We start from the raw sequence: 18,288 nt of genomic DNA on the forward strand, positions 1-18,288 counted from the left end.
TCCTCTCTATTTTATATGGCAAAATTCCCGTTTACGAACACGGGGATTTCCTCTCCTGCGTGGGTGGTGCCCACGATGGACAGATCCTGCGTCCCCACCATAAAGTCCACGTGGGTGATGGAGTCGTTCAGGCCCCGGCGGGTCAGCTCTTCGCGGCTCATTTCATGCCCGCCCTTCAGGCAGGGATATGCCTCACCGAAGGCAATGTGGCAGGCGGCATTTTCGTCAAACAGGGTGTTGTAGTACAGAATTTTCTGGTTGGAAATGGGGCTGTCGTAGGGGACTAGCGCTACCTCGCCGAAATAGGACGCGCCCTCGTCCACCGCAATGGCGGCCCGCAGGTTTTCCTCACCTTGCTGGGCGTGGGCCTCCACAATTTTTCCATTCTTCACCACAAAGTGGAAGCCGTCGATGATATTTCCGTCGTTTACCAGAGGAATGGAGGCGTAGACCACGCCGTTTACCCCGGTTTTCAGGGGAGAGGTAAACAGCTCCTCCGTGGGAATGTTGGCGATAAAGGTCTGGCCCTTCAGGGTCACGTCGTCTCCCGCTTCCCAGACGTGGCCCTCGGGAAGCTCCACCGTCAAATCTGTGCCAAGGGAGTTTTTGTAGTGCAGGGACTTAAAGTTCAGCGCATTCAGCGTTTCTCTGCGCCGCGCCAGCGTGGCAAGATGCTCCCGCCATTTTTCAACGGCGCTTCCGTCTCCGCTGATGCGCACGGCGGCAAAAATAGCGTCCCACAGACGCTCCATTGCTTCGGACTCCGTTGCCTTGGGGAACACCCGCTTGGCCCAGGAGGGGATGGGAATAGACGCGATGCACCACGGAAAGCCGCCGGACATTTGCAGGCGGTTGAACATCCGCAGCGCCTGCCCTCCGGCCCGCTGGGCCCGGACCACCCGGCCCGAATCCACGCCCTTGAGGTTTTCCGGGTCGCCGGCAGAGATGGCGAGATAGGCCGCCCCCTCCATGGCATAGTCGTTAAAAAAGTGCCGCCGCCACAGGGGAACGGAGTCAAACACGTCCTCCTCGGCCCGCAGATACTTCATCCGGCCCAGCGCGTCGTCGTTCCAGTTGACCACCACCTCGCGGCAGCCTGCGTCATAGGCTTTTTCCGCGCACATCCGGGCAAACCATGCGCACTCCACCGGGGTGGAGATAATCAGCGTCTGCCCCTTCTGCACGTTCAGGCCTACCTGAATCAGCAGCGCGGCGTATTCCATCAATTTTTCCTCGTGCTTCAATCTGCATCCATCCTTTCGTCAGGCCCGGCGCACCGGGACTTGCTCACTTCATTTTGGGTTTTTAATTACTTTATGGATCTTCCTGCTCGAAGGAAAAGCTGTCCTTTCCCTCCCTGCGCAGGGAGATAAGGGTCCCGTTCAGCTCCGCGCCCATAATCAGCGCGGTGGCGCTCATATACATCCACACCAAAAGGGCCATGGCCGTTCCAATGGAGCCGTACAGCAGGGAATAGTTGGCCATGCGCTCCATGTAGACGGCGTAAATGCCCGACAGCACCAGCCACCCCGCAAGGGACGACACCACGCCGGGAAGCAGGTTTCTCCAGGGCTGGCGGGCGTCCTGCGTGATGGCGTAAAGCGCCAGAAGGGCGAAGCACGCCACCACCGCCACCAGAGGAAACCGAAGCGTGGCCCACAGCTTTGCAGCAAAAGGCGGCAGGTGAAAATTTTCCACCGCGTAGGAAAGCGCGGTGTTGTTCACGCTCATCAGCACCAGCGTCAGCGCCAGTGCCAGCAGCAATAGAATCGTGTAAACCAGCGTGCGCACAAAATGCGCCGCTGCGTGGCGGGGCGGGCCCAAATGGTATGCCGTGCGCACGGAGCGCATCAGGGTGTTTGCCGCCCGCATGGGGAAGTAAATGGAAAAGACCAGCCCAAACAGCAGCAGCCGGACATTGGCGTTGGCCTGCACGTGGACAAGGTACACGCCGATGAAGTCCACCGCTACCTTGGGCAGAAATTCCCCAAGGTCCTTTAAGATGGCACCTACGTCCAGATGCAGCAGTCCCAGCAGAGAGCTGGCAAAAATCAGCATGGGGAAAATCGCAAATAAAAGGTAAAACGCCAGCGCCGCGCCCTGAATGGACACGTTGTGCCGCAAATAGCGACGCACCAGCAGATACAGGCCGCGCCAGAGCTTGTTTTTCGGCAGCGGCGGAAGATTTGGCTTGCTCACAGCGCCCCCCCTTCACATGGTACGATACCATGACAGTATTTACCGGCTCGGTAAAAATATGACGGCGGCGGCGCAATGCGGGCCGTTTCAGTAATTTTACCATGATTTTCCGCCGCCGTCCACCGGCATTTTTATTTTCTACCCTGCCATTCTGCACGAAAAGTGGCGCTTTTTGTGCTTTATTAAGGCCGCTGAGAATTGAAGTACATTGTAGGCGGAAAACAAGGCACGGCGGAAGGCAAAGCCCTCCGCCGCGCGTATTACGCCCCGCTCATTTTAATTTTTAGAAGTCTGCGCTGCCCACGGTGCGGGGATGGGGCAGCACATCCCGGATGTTGCTCACGCCGGTGAGGTACATCACCATCCGCTCAAAGCCCAGACCGAAGCCTGCGTGCTTGCAGGAGCCGTACCGCCGCAGATCGCAGTACCACCAGTAATCCTGCGGATCCATACCCGTCTCCCGGATGCGGGCCTCCAGCTTGTCCAGCCGCTCTTCGCGCTGGCTGCCGCCGATAATTTCGCCGATGCCGGGAACCAGACAGTCTGTTGCGGCAACGGTTTTTCCGTCGTCGTTCATGCGCATATAAAACGCCTTGATTTCCTTGGGATAATCCGTGACAAACACGGGCTTTTTAAACACCTGCTCCGTCAGATACCGTTCGTGCTCCGTCTGAAGGTCGGTGCCCCACTCCACCTTGTAGGCAAACTGGTCGTTGTGCTCCTTCAAAATCTCCACGGCCTCGGTATAGGTCACGCGGCCAAAGTCGGAAGTGGCCACATGCTCCAGCCGCTCCTTAAGGCCCTTATCCACGAAGCTGTTGAAAAAGTCCATCTCTTGGGGGCAGCGCTCCATGGTACGTCGAATGACAAATTTAATCATGGCCTCCGCCACGTCCATGTCGCCCTTGAGGTCGGTGAAGGCCATCTCCGGCTCGATCATCCAAAACTCGGCGGCGTGGCGCTGGGTGTTGGAGTTTTCGGCCCGGAAGGTGGGGCCGAAGGTATACACGTCGCCAAAGGCCATGGCGAAGTTTTCTGCGTTGAGCTGACCGGACACCGTGAGGTTGGCGGGCTTTCCGAAAAAGTCCTGAGAATAGTCAATCTGCCCGTCCTCGGTGCGGGGCGGATTCTCGGGGTCCAGCGTGGTTACTCGGAACATCTCGCCCGCGCCCTCACAGTCGCTGGCGGTGATGATGGGGGTATGGACATAGACGAAGCCACGGTTTTGGAAAAACTCGTGGATGGCAAAGGCCGCGACGCTGCGCACCCGGAAGGCGGCGGAGAACAGGTTCGTCCTGGGCCGCAGGTGCTGGATGGTGCGGAGAAATTCCGGGCTGTGGCGCTTTTTCTGGAGAGGGTACTCCGGGGTGGAGGTGCCCTCCACCACAATTTTGACGGCCTTCAGCTCCAAAGGCTGCTTGGCCTCCGGCGTGAGGGCCACCGTGCCGGTGACGATCAGTGCCGCGCCCACGTTCTGGGACGCGATCTCCGCATAGTTGGCAAGAGCTGCCGTGTCCAGCACCACCTGCAAGTTCTTAAAGCAGGAGCCGTCGTTCAGCTCCACAAAGCCAAAGTTCTTCATGTCCCGCACGGTGCGGACCCAGCCGCCCACGGTGATCTCCTTGCCGGAATAAACCTCGCTGTCGGCAAAAATTGCCGCGATTTTTGTCATACTCATTTCGTTCACCCGTTTTGTCATTTTTGCCGGAACGGCATCATTTAAATATAGAATAATATTATACGCGCTTTTTCGGCGGTTTACAAGTCGCTTTCCCTCAAATCACCTGAAACAGGTAAAATTTGAGATAGTCCGTCTCCTCCACGCCCCAAAGAATGGGATGGTCCGGCCCTTGCTGACGCGCTTCCACCTGCCGAAGCTGCACCCCTGCGTCCCGGGCGGCGCTTTGCAGCATGGCTTCAAATTTTTCGTGGGTGGCAAAGTGAGAGCAGGAGCAGGTGGCGAGATATCCTCCTCGGGGCAGCAGCTTCATGGCCCGGTAGTTGATCTCCTTATAGCCGGTGATGGCGTTTGCCACCGTGGCCCGGGATTTCGTGAACGCCGGTGGGTCCAAAATGATGAAGTCGTATTTCCGGGGCTGTTTTTCAAGCTCCGGCAGCAAATCGAACACGTTGGCCCGGACGCACGCCACCACGTTTTCCAGCCCGTTGCGGCGCACATTGTCTCTCGCCAGCTCCACCGCCGATTCCGACACATCCACGGCGGTGACGTGGGCCGCGCCGCCCATGGCGGCGTTTAAGGCGAAGGAGCCGGTGTGGGTAAAGCAGTCCAGCACCGTCCGTCCCTTGGAAAGCCGGGCTACCGCCTGACGGTTGAACTTCTGGTCCAGAAAAAAGCCGGTCTTCTGACCATTTTCCACGTCCACCAGATACTTTACGCCGTTTTCAACAATCTCTGTCACGGCGGACTCCGGCGGCGTCTCCCCCGGCAGGGGGAACCAGCCCTTGTATTGCGTGAGCCCCTCTTTTTCCCGGAGGGCCATGTCGTTGCGCTCATAGATTCCGGTAATCTCCTGTCCATCCTGACGCAGAATTTCCACCAGCAGGGGAAGCAGCAACTCCTTGCGCACCTCCATCCCCACGGAGAGAATCTGCACGGCGAGAAGCGGGCCAAACCTGTCCACCGTCAGCCCGGGAAAGCCATCGGCCTCGCCGAACACAAGGCGGCAGCAGGTTAAATCCTCCGGCCGCAGCACAGTTTTTCGGTATTCCCAGACCCAGCGGAGCTTCCTCTCCCAGAATGCCCGGTCAAAAACGTCGTTGGCGTTGCGGGAGACAAGGCGGATTCGGATTTTGGACTGTTCCGAGTAAACTCCCGTTCCCAGATACCGGCCCTTTTGACTCACCGCGTCCACCAGAGCCCCGTTCTCCGGCGCGCCGCGCAGGGCGGTGATTTCCTCGCCGTAAACCCACGGGTGGCCCCGGAGCAGGGCGGCCTCCGCCTTGGGCGTGATGGTGGCGCTTGGATAGATTCTCTCCGTTTTCATAAGCGTATCCTCATTTCCGTTTTCCGCATTTCGTGTTCGAGTGTAGCACATTTTTTGAAAAAACGCTATATCCGGTGAAAGTTTATACATTTTTTCTTGACAGGGGAGCGGCAAACGATTAAACTAAAAAAGGATTCTTATCGGCAGTTTTAAAGCCGCTGATTTTTCCAAAATTTTCTCGCATACAAACACCGAAAATTCAGGAGGTAAACCATTGTGACGGAGATCATCATTTCAGTCCTTGCGGGGCTGGTGGTCGGCGGCGCGGTTTGCTTCCCTCTCGGTATTCGCTACCGGAAGCAGGTATCCGAACGGGAAATCTCAAGCGCCGAAGAAGAGGGACGGCGCATCATCAACGAGGCGATAAAAAGTGCAGAAACCAAGAAGAAAGAAGCCCTGTTGGAAGCAAAGGAAGAGATCCTGAAAAACCGCAGCGAACATGAGAAGGAAGTAAAGGAACGCCGGTCCGAACTGCAGCGGCAGGAAAACCGCTTACAGCAAAAGGAAGAAAACCTCGACCGCAAAACCGAGGCCATTGAGAAAAAGGAAGACGCCCTGGCCCAGAAGCACCAGCAGGTGGACCGGGAGACTGAGGAAATCAAGACCATCAAGCGCAGCCAGACAGAGGTGCTGGAGCGTATCTCCGGCTTCACCGCCGAGGAGGCAAAGCATTATCTGATCGAGCAGGTGGAGAGCGAAGTAACGCACGAAACCGCCCTGAAAATCAAAGAAGTGGAAGCCCGCATGAAAGAGGAAAGCGACATTCGTGCCCGCGAGGTGGTGGCGCAGGCCATCCAGCGCTGCGCGGCGGACTCTGTGGCGGAAATGACCGTCAGCGTGGTGGCGCTTCCCAACGACGAAATGAAGGGCCGCATCATCGGCCGCGAGGGCCGCAACATCCGCACCATCGAAACGCTGACCGGCGTGGACCTGATTATCGACGACACGCCGGAGGCCATTACCGTCTCCTGCTTTGAGCCGGTTCGCCGGGAGGTTGCCCGGCTGGCGCTGGAAAAGCTTATTTCCGACGGGCGCATTCACCCCACTCACATTGAAGAGATGGTAGAAAAGGCCCGCAGGGAAGTGGACGCCGTGATTAAGGCCGAGGGCGAGCGCGCCGTATTTGAAACCGGCGTGCGCAATCTGCACCCTGAGCTTGTGAAGATGCTGGGCCGGCTTCATTACCGCACCAGCTATGGTCAGAACGTTTTGCAGCACTCTATCGAGGTCAGCCACATTGCCGGTATGATGGCGATGGAGCTGGGCGCGGACGCGCAGGCCGCCAAGCGGGCGGGCCTGCTGCACGATTTGGGCAAGTCCGTGGACCACGAGATGGAGGGCACCCATGTGCAGCTGGGCGTGGAATTTGCCCGGAAGTACAAGGAAAAAGAAGACATCATTCACGCCATCGAGGCCCACCACAACGACGTGGAGGCCCATACGGTGGTGGCCTGCCTTGTGCAGGCGGCGGACGCGATTTCCGCGGCCCGCCCCGGCGCGCGGCGTGAGAATCTGGAGAACTACATCAAGCGTCTCCAGCAGCTTGAGGAAATCACCGGCAGCCATCCGGGCGTTGAAAAGTCCTTTGCCATTCAGGCGGGACGCGAGGTCCGCGTGATGGTGAAGCCTGACCAGATTTCCGAGGACGAGATGGTGATTCTGGCCCGGGATCTGGCTAAGAAGATCGAGGAAGAGATGGAATACCCCGGACAGATCAAGGTCCATCTGATCCGCGAGACAAAAGCAGTGGAATACGCGAAGTAACAAGCAAGCCCCCGGCCAGACGGCCGGGGGCTTTTTAATTAGTTCCGCTGAACGGGCTTCATGGAAGAACTTAAAAAACCTTGCTGCTTAAAAAAATGAGATTAGGCGCTGACCAGCTCATAGTAAGCCTTGGCTGTTGCGCGGTAAACCAATGCGTAAATCACCGCGAACGCCGCCAGCGTCCCCGCGGTGCACCCCAGAACCAGCGGTCCGTTGTGCAGGGAAAACAGGGTCAGCAGCCGGGTCATGAGACTGAAATCAAACGCCACATGAACCGCCGCCACTGCCAGAGGCGCAAAAAACACCACCAATAGCTGAGAGTTGATGGACCGACGAACGGTTTTCAGCTCCATTCCTACCTTCTGCATCACAAGATATCGCTCTCGGTCTTCATAGCCCTCGGAGATTTGCTTGTAATAGATAATCAGGACGGCGGCCATCAGGAAGATGGTTCCCAAAAACACACCGAGGAAGAAAAAGCCGCCGTTGAGGGAGTAGTAGTTTTGCCCGAAGCTCTCTCTGGTTTCAAAGTCCAGCCGGGCCCAGTCTCCCGTGCCGGTGAAATCCATCGTCTGCTCCAGCTCGTTGGGTTGTACCGCGCCCTCGTCCACATCCCAAAAGCCGCGCCACTGCATGGGCTCCGCGTCCTGCGCGCCCAGAGAGGCCCGCTGGCCGTTATACAGCGCGTCAAGCACCTCGTCGGACACCACCATGTACAGCACATCTACCGCCGAGGGCTGGAATTCGGGTGGGGCAGGATACTGTGCATCGGGCTTCGCCGCTGTCAGCGTCAGGTCATCGGCATTGAAAAACCGGAAGGTTAGACTCTGCTTTTGCCCCGCTCCGTCTGCATACAGCAGCATTTCGCCGTTGGAAAGTGTCGGGGCCTCTTTACCGGTGACGGCGGCATAATCAGCGGGGGCCATGGCGCAGACCATGTTGTTGACGCCAGACATATCGCTTTTTACCTCCAGCGCACCTTTGTCTTCATGCACGCCGAAAGAGAGATATCCGTAACTGGAAACGGGCGCGGCGGAGACGCCCTCTGCCCCAAGCTGCTCGGCCACGGTTTTATAAAGCGCCTGCGGGTCAAAGGGGGAATCCTTCACCGGGTCATACTGAATCTCTGCCCGCAGGTTTCCGGGGAACTGCTCTTCAAGCGCCGCCTCGCTTCCCAGATACAGAGACAGCGTGCCTGAAATCATCACCAGCACCATGGTGGAAAGCACGCAGATGTTGGCAAGGCCCACGGCGTTGCGCTTCATGCGGTACAGCATTCCGGAAACGCCGATGAAATGGTTAATTTGATAGTAATACTGTTTGTTGGCCCGCAGGGCCTTTAGAACCGCGATGCTCACGGCGGTAAACAGGCAGTACGTCCCGATGATGACCAGCAGCACCGCCACAAAATACATGCCCAGCGCCGCCATGGCGGACCGGGTGGTGATGGCGATGGTATACCCTGCGCCCAGCGCAGCAATGCCGATCAATGCCGTGATGACACGGGTCTTCGGCTCCCGTTCTCCGGCGCTGCTTTCCCGCAGCAGCTCGGTGGGGTTCTGAACGTGGATACGGCGAAGATTGAGCAGCAGATTAAACAGCACTATCATTCCAAACAGTACCGCCGTTCCGACGATTCCCTCGCCGGATACGTAAAAACCGTATGCAATGTCCATCTGCATCAGGCGGCACAGCAGCAAAACCGCCAGCTTTTGCAGCAGCAGCCCCAGCAGCACGCCGCCCACAATGCCCGCGGCGGCGGTATAAGCCGCTTCAAAGCCCAAAACGATTGCGATGTGCCGCTTACCCATGCCTAGAACATTGTAAAGCCCCAGCTCGCGTTTGCGCCGCTTCATCAGGAAGCTGTTGGTATACGTCAGAAAAATCACTGCAAAAACCGCGATCACAAAGGTGCCGATGCTCATAAACACGGAGAGGTACATGTATCGGGAACTGTTGGGCAAATCGGGCGCGTTTGCAAGGGCCACCGCAATGTAATATGCCGCCGCCGTCCCGATGACAGTGAGAAGGTAGGGAATGTAGAATTTTCCGTTCCGCGCCAGATTGACCAGCGCCATCCTCGGGTAAAAATGCCCCTTACTCATTTGCCTCACCGCCTTGCGCCAGCACTGTCAGCGTGTCGGAGATGCGGCCAAACTGCTGTTCCCGGGTGTTTTCTCCGCGATAGAGCTGGTGATAGACCTCTCCGTCCCGTAAAAACAAAACCCGCTGGGCATGGCTGGCGGCCTTGACGGAGTGCGTCACCATTAAAATGGTCTGCCCGCCTCCGTTGATCTCTCCGAACAAATCCAGCAGCCGGTCGGAGGCCCGGGAATCCAAAGCGCCGGTGGGTTCGTCCGCCAGAATGATTTGGGGATTTGTAATCAGCGCCCGCGCCACGGCGCAGCGCTGCTTTTGTCCGCCGGAAACCTCATAGGGGTATTTGCTTAAAATGTCCCGGATTCCAAGCTGCTCCGCCAGCGGCTTCAACGCCTTTTCCATCTCACCGAACTCCTGCCTTGCCAGCACCAGCGGGAGGAAAATGTTATCCTGCAAGGAAAAGGTGTCCAGCAAGTTAAAATCCTGAAACACAAACCCTAGATTTGTGCGGCGAAAAGCGGCCATGTCCCGCTCTCGAATATCGGAGACGGCTCTGCCCGCCAGCAAAACCTCTCCGGAGGTGGGCTTGTCCAGCGCGGCCAATATATTCAAAAGCGTGGTTTTTCCCGAGCCGGATTCCCCCATGATGGCCACGTATTCTCCGGGCTCCACGGAAAAGCTGACATTTTTCAATGCCTCCACCTGATTTCCGCCGAAGCGGGTGGTATAGATTTTTTGCAGATGAGATACTTCCAGAAGCGACATATGAACTCCTCCTTTTCATACTCTCATCCTAACAAAGCGCTTGCGGCACTGCCATTGAATTTCCTTACAGTTTCGCCCGCAAGCTTACATTTTTGTAAGTTTGCCCGTATAGCCGACTTGAAGCCCCTGGAGCGGATAGCAAAAGCGATCCGTCCCATTTGGAGGGCAAGGGTTATTCCGCCACCTGCCGCCCTTCGTGCAGCAGCAGACGCACAATGGTCCCCACGCCGGGCCGGGAGACAATGGTAATCCCGTGGCCCAGATTTGTCAAAACCCGTCGGCTGAGGTAAAGGCCTATGCCGGTGGCTTTTCGGTCCTCCCGGCCATTATAGCCGGTGAAGCCCTTTTCAAATACCCGGGGCAGGTCCTCCGGGCGGATGCCGATGCCATTGTCCGCGATGGCCAGCGTTTCGCCGTCGGGATAGATGCGGACGGTGCCGCCCTCGGGGGTATATTTGATGGCGTTGGACAAAATTTGCCCCAGCACAAAGCTCAGCCATTTTTCATCCGTCATAAGCGTGCGGTTTGTCTCGTGAAATTCCAGCGTCAGTTTTTTCAAAATAAACAGCCGCGCGTACCGGCGCAGACTTGCCCGGATGATTCCGTCCAGTTCGCAGCGGCGCAGAACATAATCCGTTGTGTCGCTGTCCAGCCGCAGATATCCCAAAACCATTTCCACATACTCTTCGATTTTTAGAAGTTCTGCCGACAGGGCCTCGCGGTCCGTCTCTCCGCCGGACTGAAGCAAAAGCCGCCCGGCGGCAATGGGCGTTTTAATCTGGTGGGCCCAGAGGGTGTAATAATCCAGCAAATCCTGACGGCTGTTTTCGCTCTGCGTCAGCAGCTTGGCACGATGGGCGCATACGGCGTTTAAAAGCGACTGATAGTCCGCCTCCAGCGCGCTGCGGGGGTGGGGAAGGGGCAGCACCGTTTCATAAACGGCCTTCTTCAACTGTTCAAGCTCTTTATGGCGGCGGAGAAAGCCGACATAGCCCACGGCAAAAAATAATAGGCCCAGCACGATGCATAAAAGCGCGGCGTACCCCACCGCCTCGGCGGGGTATGCATACAGCGACAAAACCCCGGCAAAAATGGCGGCGGACGCCGCCAGAAAAAGCAGCAGCTTGTACTGCCGTCTCAGATATTGCAGCAGCATGTTCAGTCCTCCACCAGATAGCCCGCGCCCTTTTTCGTGCGGATCAATGTTCCAAGGCCCGCCGCCTCCAGCTTTTTGCGCAGCCGGGCCACGTTCACCGTCAGGGTGTTTTCATCCACAAACGCGTCAGATTCCCACAGTCGGGTCATCAAACCCTCGCGGCTGACAATTCGGCCCCGGTTTTCCAAAAGCATCTGTAAAATTTTCAGCTCGTTGCGGGTCAGCTCCAGCTTTTCCGTCCCGGCGGTCAGCGTCCCGTCGGACACGTTCAAAACCGCCCCGCCGCAGGACAAAAGCTGGGCTGGCTCTCCGAAATCATAGGCCCGGCGCAGCAGCGCCTGCACCTTGGCGGCGAGGACGCTTAAATCAAACGGTTTTGCCAGAAAATCGTCTCCGCCCATGTTCATGGCCATAATCTGATTCATGTCATCCCCGGCGGAGGAGATGAACAGAATCGGGACCTTGGACACCCGCCGAATCTCCGTGCACCAGTGATATCCGTTGAAAAATGGAAGGGACACATCCAAAAGCACCATCTGCGGCGCTGCGGCGGCAAATTCCGCCATCACATTCTGGAAATCGCCAACCCGGATGACCCGGTGGCCCCAGCTTTCAAGGTGCGCTTCCATGGCGCCGGAGATCACCGGGTCGTCCTCCACAATTAAAATACGGCAACCGTTCAAATTCCGTACCTCCCTATGCGCTTGCCCGTTTCACAGGTGCTTTTGAAACGGAAAACCGCTGTGTATTCCGCGCCGGAATGACGCGTTTGATAAAATTCAGGTTTTCAGAGGATAGTATAATCTATTTCCAAATTTAGCGCAACGCTTCACATTTTGTCCGCCCGCCGCAGAATTTTGTGGATTTTTCCTCTTTGGGTCAGAAACTTGCTCTTGAATCCGGGCTTGAAAGATGCTATGATAACCCCAATAGGATAGAGGCGCGAATGAGACGGCGCTGCGGGAGTCGACAGGCAACGATCGCAGCGGAAGCGATTTCGCCGAACTGAACCGGCAGGTATGCCGCTTTGGTGGGTCCGGGGAGAACATCTCCGGGACTGTCCGCGGGAAACCGCGGGTGCGCTATCTGCTCACAGGGTACTTCCGCACGCTTGTAGGTTGGTGTGGGGGCGATTGTCGGTAGAGAGCGTTTTCTCTGCCGATTTTTTGTTGCTTAAACAATCAACGTATGGAGGAAACACTATGAAATTCGATCATGTACAAGGTTCAATCGTGGCCACGGTTACGCCGTTTCACGACGACGGGAGCGTCAATTTTGAGGTTTTGACCCAGCTTTTGGAGCGGCAGATTGCCGCCGGGACGGATGCCATTCTGGTTCTCGGAACCACAGGAGAATCCTCCACCATGACCCACGAGGAGGACGACGCGGTGGTGGCCCACGCGCTGAAAACCATCAACGGACGGGTGCCGGTGGTGGTGGGCAGCGGCTCCAACTGCACCGCTACGCAGGTGCAGAATGCAAAGCGCTATCAGGCTATGGGGGCCGACGGGCTGCTTTTGATTACACCCTACTACAATAAGACCAATGCCGAGGGCATGTATCACCACTTTGCCGACGTGGCAGACGCGGTGGAGATTCCCTGCATTCTCTACAATGTTCCGGGGCGCACAGGCTGCTCCATCCCCGTGTCCGTGGTGGAGCGGCTGGCGAAGCATCCCAATATCGCCGCCATCAAGGAAGCCTCCGGCGATATGAGCTATGCAATGAAAATCGCCCATTGCATTGGGCCGGACTTTGCGCTCTATTCCGGAAACGACGACATCACCATCCCCCTGCTTGCCATCGGCGGCAGCGGCGTGATCTCCGTGTACGCCAACGTGATGCCCAAGGAGTGCCACGAAATTGTCACGGAATTTCTCCATGGCGACCGGGAAAAGGCGCTTGCGCAGCACCTGCGGTATTTGCAGGTGATGAACGATTTGTTTTTGGAGGTCAACCCCATTCCCGTGAAGACCGCCATGAACCTGATGGGTCTGAATGTCGGTCCCATGCGTCTGCCCCTTTATGAAATGAGCGAAGAAGCCAAGAAGAAGCTGGAAGCCGCCATGCAAGAGGCGGGTCTGCTGTGAGGCTCATACTGATCGGACATGGGAAAATGGGGAAGCTGCTGGAGCAGCGGGCTGCGGAGCTGGGCCACGAGGTAGTCGCCGCCTTAGACCGGGAAAGCCTTGCACAGCTCGCCGCCCTTCCGGCGGCGGATATGGCCATCGACTTCTCCCGGCCGGAGACGCTGGGCGCGATTGGAGCCTACGTCCGCCGTACCGGCACACCCCTGCTCTCCGGCACCACGGGCTACACGTCCGAGGAAATGGAGGCGCTTCGCGCTCTGGGAACCGCCGCCCCGGTGCTCCACGCCGCCAACTTCTCTCTCGGCATCGCGGTGTTTCGCAGGGCGCTGACACAGGTTTCCGACACGCTGAAGCCCGCGTTTGACATTGAGATTGAGGAAATTCACCACAATCAAAAGGCCGACGCACCCAGCGGCACGGCGAAGCTGCTTCTCTCCGCCATCGACCCGGCCGGGGAATATACCCCCGTCTATGGGCGGGAGGGAAACACCGGCGCGCGAACCCCAAAGGAAATCGGGGTTCACGCTCTGCGGGGCGGCACCGTGGCGGGGACTCACACGGTTTCTTTCTTTGGCCCGGATGAGGAACTGTCCATAACCCACCGGGCCGCAAGCCGCCTGATTTTTGTGAACGGAGCGCTTCACGCGGCGGGTCTGCTGACGGGAAGGCCCAAGGGGTTTTATGCTCTTGAGGACCTGCTGTTCGGGCAATAAAAATTTTAACCTGACAGTGCGGATTCCGCGCAAGATACGCGGGAAGCCGATAGAAAGGAATTAAAACCAATGAACGCGCAGGAAATTATTGACTACATTTCAAATTCTGAGAAGAAGACCCCTGTGAAGGTCTACGTGAATATGTCAGGTCCGGTGGACTTTGGCTCCGCCAAAGTCTTCGGGTCTAATGGGAGCTACACCGTGTTTGGCGACTGGGGGGAGCTGGGCCCCATTCTGGAGCAAAACCGCGCCAAGATGATTGATCTGATGGTGGAAAACGACCGGAGAAATTCCGGCGTGCCTTTGCTTGACACAAGGAACGTTCCGGCGCGCATCGAGCCCGGCTCCATTATCCGCGAAAAGGTGGAGATCGGCGAGGGTGCAGTGATCATGATGGGGGCTATCCTCAATATCGGCGCCATTGTCGGCCCCGGTACCATGATTGACATGGGCGCGGTGCTGGGCGGACGGGCCACGGTGGGCGCGCATTGCCACATTGGGGCCGGCGCGGTGCTGGCCGGGGTGGTGGAGCCTGCCTCCGCAACGCCTGTGATTGTGGAGGACAACGTGCTGGTGGGCGCCAACGCCGTGGTGATTGAGGGTGTCCGTATAGGGAAAAACGCCGTGGTGGCCGCAGGTGCGGTGGTGGTGGAAGATGTGCCTGAAAACGCCGTGGTGGCAGGCTGTCCCGCCCGAATTGTCAAAATGAAGGACGAGAAGACCGAAGGGAAAACCGCTCTGGTGGACGCGCTGCGAAGGCTGTGACCGCAAAAGATATTCAACCCCGGACAAATTGATCATATTGATGAAATCCCGCATAAAAACGTTTTTATGCGGGATTTTGTATTCCCTTTTGGAGGGAAATATGATATATTATAGAGCACTTGTGTGCAAAGGAGACTGGAAACTATGCTGAATACAGCGAATATCTGCATTACTATTTCAATTCTCGTCTATCTGATTGCGATGGTGGCCATCGGCGCGGCCTGTTCTAAAAAGAACAAGACCACGGATGACTTCTATCTGGGCGGGCGAAAGCTTGGCCCGCTGGTCACGGCCATGAGTGCCGAGGCCTCCGATATGAGCAGTTGGCTCTTGATGGGCCTGCCGGGGGTGGCGTATCTCACGGGCGTGGCCGACGCGGGCTGGACTGCCGTGGGTCTTGCACTGGGCACCTATCTCAACTGGTTGATTGTGGCTCGCCGCATCCGGCTGTATACCCATAAGCTGAACGCCATCACCATTCCGGAGTTTTTCTCCAAGCGCTTTGGGGATGAAAAGCGGCTGCTCACGGGAATTTCCGCTGTGGTAATCCTGATTTTCTTTATTCCTTACACTGCCTCCGGTTTTGCTGCTTGCGGGAAGCTGTTCAACAGCCTGTTCGGCGTGAATTATCTGGCGGCAATGATCATCTCCGGTATCGTGATCGTGGCGTACACGACCATGGGCGGGTTCCTTGCCGCTTCTACCACCGACTTTATTCAGAGCATTGTCATGACCGTGGCCCTGCTGATTGTACTGTTGTTTGGCGTGAACGCTGCGGGGGGACTGGACGTGGTGATGGACAACGCCCGGGCGCTCCCCGGCTATCTGAGCATGGCCCTGAGCCACAGCCGGGCGGAAAACGCCGCCGTTCCGTACAGCCTGATTACCATTATCTCCACCTCGGCCTGGGGTCTTGGGTACTTTGGAATGCCCCACATTCTGCTGCGGTTTATGGCCATTGAGGACGAGCGGAAGCTGAGCCTCAGCCGCCGTGTCGCCACCGTGTGGGTGGTGATTTCCATGGCAGTGGCCATTTTTATCGGCATTGTTGGCTATGGCGTCACCGTGGCGGGCGGCATCGGGTTTTTGGAAGGCTCCGCCTCCGAAACCATTGTCGTGCGGCTGTCGGGCCTTTTGTCCACCTTTGGCATTCCCGCGGCGCTGCTTGCCGGTGTGGTGCTGGCGGGGATTCTGGCCAGCACCATGTCCACTGCCGACTCTCAGCTTCTGGCGGCGGCTTCCAGCGTGTCTCAGAACTTGCTGGATGAGTGCTTCCATGTGAAAATGAGCGAAGGGAAAAAGGTGGCTGCCGCCCGAATGACGGTGCTGGGGATTGCTTTGATTTCCATGATTCTGGCGCGGGACCCCAACAGCTCCGTATTCGGCATTGTGTCCTTTGCGTGGGCGGGCTTCGGCGCGGCCTTTGGCCCTGTGGTCCTGTCTGCCCTGTTCTGGAAGCGGGGTACCTGGCAGGGGGCGCTGGCGGGCATGATTTCCGGCGGCACCATGGTTTTTGTGTGGAAGTATCTGGTGCGGCCGCTGGGCGGTGCATGGAACATCTACGAGCTACTGCCCGCATTCTTGACTGCCTGTGTCTTCATCGTCATCGTCAGCCTTGCAACTCGCGCTCCCGGCCACGAGATTACCGACGACTTCGACGCCGTGAAGGCCCTGTGACGACCTGCTGCCCCTGACGGACGACGGAGCATTTCCCCAAATTATTAAAAACATAAAACGGAAGCCGCCCGGAGCATTGCTCCGGGCGGCTTCCGTTTAGAAGGGGGTGTGTATATTCCGCGGAGGGAAGGCTCAGCCGACGTCGTCCTGCAAGGCGTCGTAGCCTTCTTCACCGGTGCGGACTTTGATGACATTTTCCACGTCGTAGACAAAAATCTTTCCGTCTCCAATGTGGCCGGTGTACAGTGCCTGCTTGGCGGTGGACACCACGAGGGATACGGGCAGCTTGCACACCACGATGTCTACCTTCAGCTTTGGTCGGATATTGACCTCCATTTTTACGCCGCGATAGTATTCGCTGGCGCCCCGCTGCTCGCCGCAGCCCATAACGTTGGTGCAGGTCATGCCGGTGATGCCGATATCGAACAGGGCAGTTTTCAGCGCATCAAACTTGCCCTGATTGCAGAGAATTTCAATTTTGGTGATTTTAACGCCCGCGGGAGCAACAGGAACGGCGTCCCCGGCGACGGGGGCTACCAGCTCCACGGGGACGGCTTCCCGCACGGGAACATTGCCTAAGAGGGCCTCGTCATCGTAATCGCTGCGGGCAACCGTAAAGTCAGCGTAGGCACTGAGCAGGCCGTGCTCAGTGGAATCCAGTCCCTCCAGTTCTTCCTGCCGAGACACCCGCAGACCAATCGTATGCTTGATAAGCTGGAACATGCAGGTCATGGTGACGCTTACCCACGCGGCCACCGCCAGAACACCGATGAGCTGCACCAGAAGCTGGGCAAAGCCGCCGCCGTAAACAAGGCCCAGTCCCGTGCCCCGGGTCAGCACCTCCGCGTCTGTATAGGGGTCGAAATAGGCGAATATGCCCACCAGCAGAGTACCTACCGCGCCGCAGCAGCCATGAACGCCCACTGCACCCACGGGATCGTCTACCTTCAGCTTCTGGTCGATGAATTCCACGCCGAATACCACGGTAAAGCCTGCGATCATGCCGATGATGGCCGCGCCGGTGACGGTGACGGTGGAGCACCCAGCGGTGATGGCCACAAGGCCCGCAAGAGAGCCGTTCAGCGTCATGGACACGTCGGGCTTGCCATATTTCACCCAAGTGATGCACATGGCGGTGAGGGTCGCGGTGACGGCGGCCATGTTGGTAGTGACGAAGATGCGGCCCACGTTTTGGGTCAGGCCGTCAATGGCGAGGGAGGAGGCGGGGTTAAACCCGAACCACCCGAACCACAGAATGAACACGCCCAAACAGCCCAGCGTGATGGAGTGGCCGGGGATGGCGCGGGACTTGCCGTCCTTGGTGTATTTTCCAATGCGGGGACCCAAAATCATTGCGCCGATAAAGGCGCTGAGTCCGCCCACCATATGTACGGCGGTGGAACCGGCGAAGTCGTGGAAGCCGTATGCCCCAAGGCCGGACATAAGCCCGTCGGGCGTTCCCAGCGTGCTGAGCCAGCCGCCGCCCCAGATCCAGTGACCGGAGACGGGATAGACGAACAGAGAAATAATCACGGAATAGACAAGATAGCTCTTAAACTTTGTCCGCTCCGCCATGGCTCCGGAGACAATGGTGGCGGCGGTGGCACAGAAAACCGTCTGGAAGATGAGAAAGGTCCAGTCCGTGTCTGCCGCGGAGGCCACTGCCGGCGTGCCCATCACGCCGGGAATCAGCTCCGCGCCATACATGATGCCGAAGCCGATCAGCCAGTAGACAATGGTTCCGCAGACGAAATCCATCAGGTTTTTCATGCAGATGTTGCCTGCGTTTTTGGCACGGGTAAACCCGGTTTCCACCATGGCGAAGCCAGCCTGCATGAAAAAGACCAGCGTGGCCCCCAGCAGGACCCATAAGGTGTCGATAGCGCTCATAGTTTTTCCTCCTCCATTTGCACACAGCTAGAAAAATTGGCAAAGGCGCCGGAGAGCGATTTGCTCTCTCCGGCGCCTTTGCCAGTTATATTGGTATGACTTTACTACGAAAACGAATGTGCGTCAACTGGCGAATTTCTCAAGAAAATTAGCATACTGCATAA

At 57.6% G+C, this 18,288-nt stretch carries 14 protein-coding genes and 1 riboswitch; of the genes, 5 read left to right on the forward strand and 9 right to left on the reverse strand.

The features are described 5' to 3' along the window. Positions 1-11: 11 nt before the first annotated feature. The 4 genes from RTU96_RS00850 to RTU96_RS00865 all read right to left on the reverse strand — a co-directional run bounded on the left by RTU96_RS00850 (position 12) and on the right by RTU96_RS00865 (position 5,204). Entirely contained in the window at positions 12-1,244 is a 1,233-nt protein-coding gene (locus RTU96_RS00850; protein ID WP_312634392.1) for an aminopeptidase, read from the reverse strand. Between the two features lie 70 nt (positions 1,245-1,314). After that, entirely contained in the window at positions 1,315-2,199 is an 885-nt protein-coding gene (locus RTU96_RS00855) for a YihY/virulence factor BrkB family protein (protein WP_312634393.1), read from the reverse strand. A 283-nt stretch (positions 2,200-2,482) separates the two neighbouring features. After that, positions 2,483-3,877 carry an asparagine--tRNA ligase gene (asnS, locus tag RTU96_RS00860; RefSeq protein WP_312634394.1) on the reverse strand — a complete coding sequence of 465 codons (1,395 nt, stop codon included), beginning with the start codon at positions 3,875-3,877 and terminating at the stop codon, positions 2,483-2,485. Between the two features lie 97 nt (positions 3,878-3,974). Continuing rightward, positions 3,975-5,204: a class I SAM-dependent rRNA methyltransferase gene (locus tag RTU96_RS00865; protein ID WP_312634396.1), complete on the reverse strand. Its 1,230-nt coding sequence runs from the start codon at positions 5,202-5,204 to the stop codon at positions 3,975-3,977. 216 nt (positions 5,205-5,420) lie between these two features. Here RTU96_RS00865 and rny point away from each other — a divergent pair, with 216 nt between their 5' ends. Continuing rightward, the gene (gene rny / locus RTU96_RS00870) at positions 5,421-6,968 is read left to right on the forward strand and encodes a ribonuclease Y (protein ID WP_312634398.1); all 1,548 of its coding nucleotides are present in this window, start codon (positions 5,421-5,423) and stop codon (positions 6,966-6,968) included. A gap of 101 nt (positions 6,969-7,069) precedes the next feature. Here the strand turns inward: rny and RTU96_RS00875 are convergent, their stop codons facing one another. From RTU96_RS00875 to RTU96_RS00890, 4 genes are all read right to left on the reverse strand, one after another. Further along, on the reverse strand, positions 7,070-9,073 hold the full coding sequence (locus RTU96_RS00875; RefSeq protein ID WP_312634399.1) for an FtsX-like permease family protein: 2,004 nt from the start codon (positions 9,071-9,073) through the stop codon (positions 7,070-7,072). Continuing rightward, entirely contained in the window at positions 9,066-9,833 is a 768-nt protein-coding gene (locus RTU96_RS00880) for an ABC transporter ATP-binding protein (RefSeq protein ID WP_312634401.1), read from the reverse strand. The genes RTU96_RS00875 and RTU96_RS00880 overlap by 8 nt, the downstream gene beginning before the upstream one ends. 172 nt (positions 9,834-10,005) lie before the next feature. Further along, a complete protein-coding gene (locus RTU96_RS00885; protein ID WP_397356229.1) occupies positions 10,006-10,995 on the reverse strand; it encodes a sensor histidine kinase in 990 nt (329 codons plus the stop codon). Further along, positions 10,992-11,672, reverse strand: a complete 681-nt coding sequence (locus RTU96_RS00890; RefSeq protein WP_312634404.1) for a response regulator transcription factor — start codon at positions 11,670-11,672, stop codon at positions 10,992-10,994. Before RTU96_RS00890 ends, RTU96_RS00885 begins: the two co-directional genes overlap by 4 nt. Positions 11,673-11,916: 244 nt before the next feature. Then, positions 11,917-12,082, forward strand: a riboswitch (Lysine riboswitch). Between the two features lie 109 nt (positions 12,083-12,191). On the opposite strand from RTU96_RS00890, the gene dapA reads away from it, so the two are divergent. The 4 genes from dapA to RTU96_RS00910 all read left to right on the forward strand — a co-directional run bounded on the left by dapA (position 12,192) and on the right by RTU96_RS00910 (position 16,234). After that, positions 12,192-13,079, forward strand: a complete 888-nt coding sequence (gene dapA / locus RTU96_RS00895; protein ID WP_312634405.1) for a 4-hydroxy-tetrahydrodipicolinate synthase — start codon at positions 12,192-12,194, stop codon at positions 13,077-13,079. Continuing rightward, on the forward strand, positions 13,076-13,792 hold the full coding sequence (dapB, locus tag RTU96_RS00900) for a 4-hydroxy-tetrahydrodipicolinate reductase (RefSeq protein WP_312634407.1): 717 nt from the start codon (positions 13,076-13,078) through the stop codon (positions 13,790-13,792). Before dapA ends, dapB begins: the two co-directional genes overlap by 4 nt. 69 nt (positions 13,793-13,861) lie before the next feature. Beyond that, a complete protein-coding gene (gene dapD, locus RTU96_RS00905) occupies positions 13,862-14,557 on the forward strand; it encodes a 2,3,4,5-tetrahydropyridine-2,6-dicarboxylate N-acetyltransferase (RefSeq protein ID WP_312634409.1) in 696 nt (231 codons plus the stop codon). Between the two features lie 144 nt (positions 14,558-14,701). Then, entirely contained in the window at positions 14,702-16,234 is a 1,533-nt protein-coding gene (locus RTU96_RS00910) for a sodium/proline symporter (protein WP_312634411.1), read from the forward strand. Positions 16,235-16,366: 132 nt separating this feature from the next. Here the strand turns inward: RTU96_RS00910 and RTU96_RS00915 are convergent, their stop codons facing one another. Continuing rightward, entirely contained in the window at positions 16,367-18,124 is a 1,758-nt protein-coding gene (locus RTU96_RS00915) for an ammonium transporter (RefSeq protein WP_312634413.1), read from the reverse strand. Positions 18,125-18,288 lie beyond the last annotated feature (164 nt).

Origin of the sequence: Oscillibacter sp., assembly GCF_032018205.1 — a bacterium.
Classification (GTDB): Bacteria; Bacillota; Clostridia; order Oscillospirales; family Oscillospiraceae; genus Oscillibacter.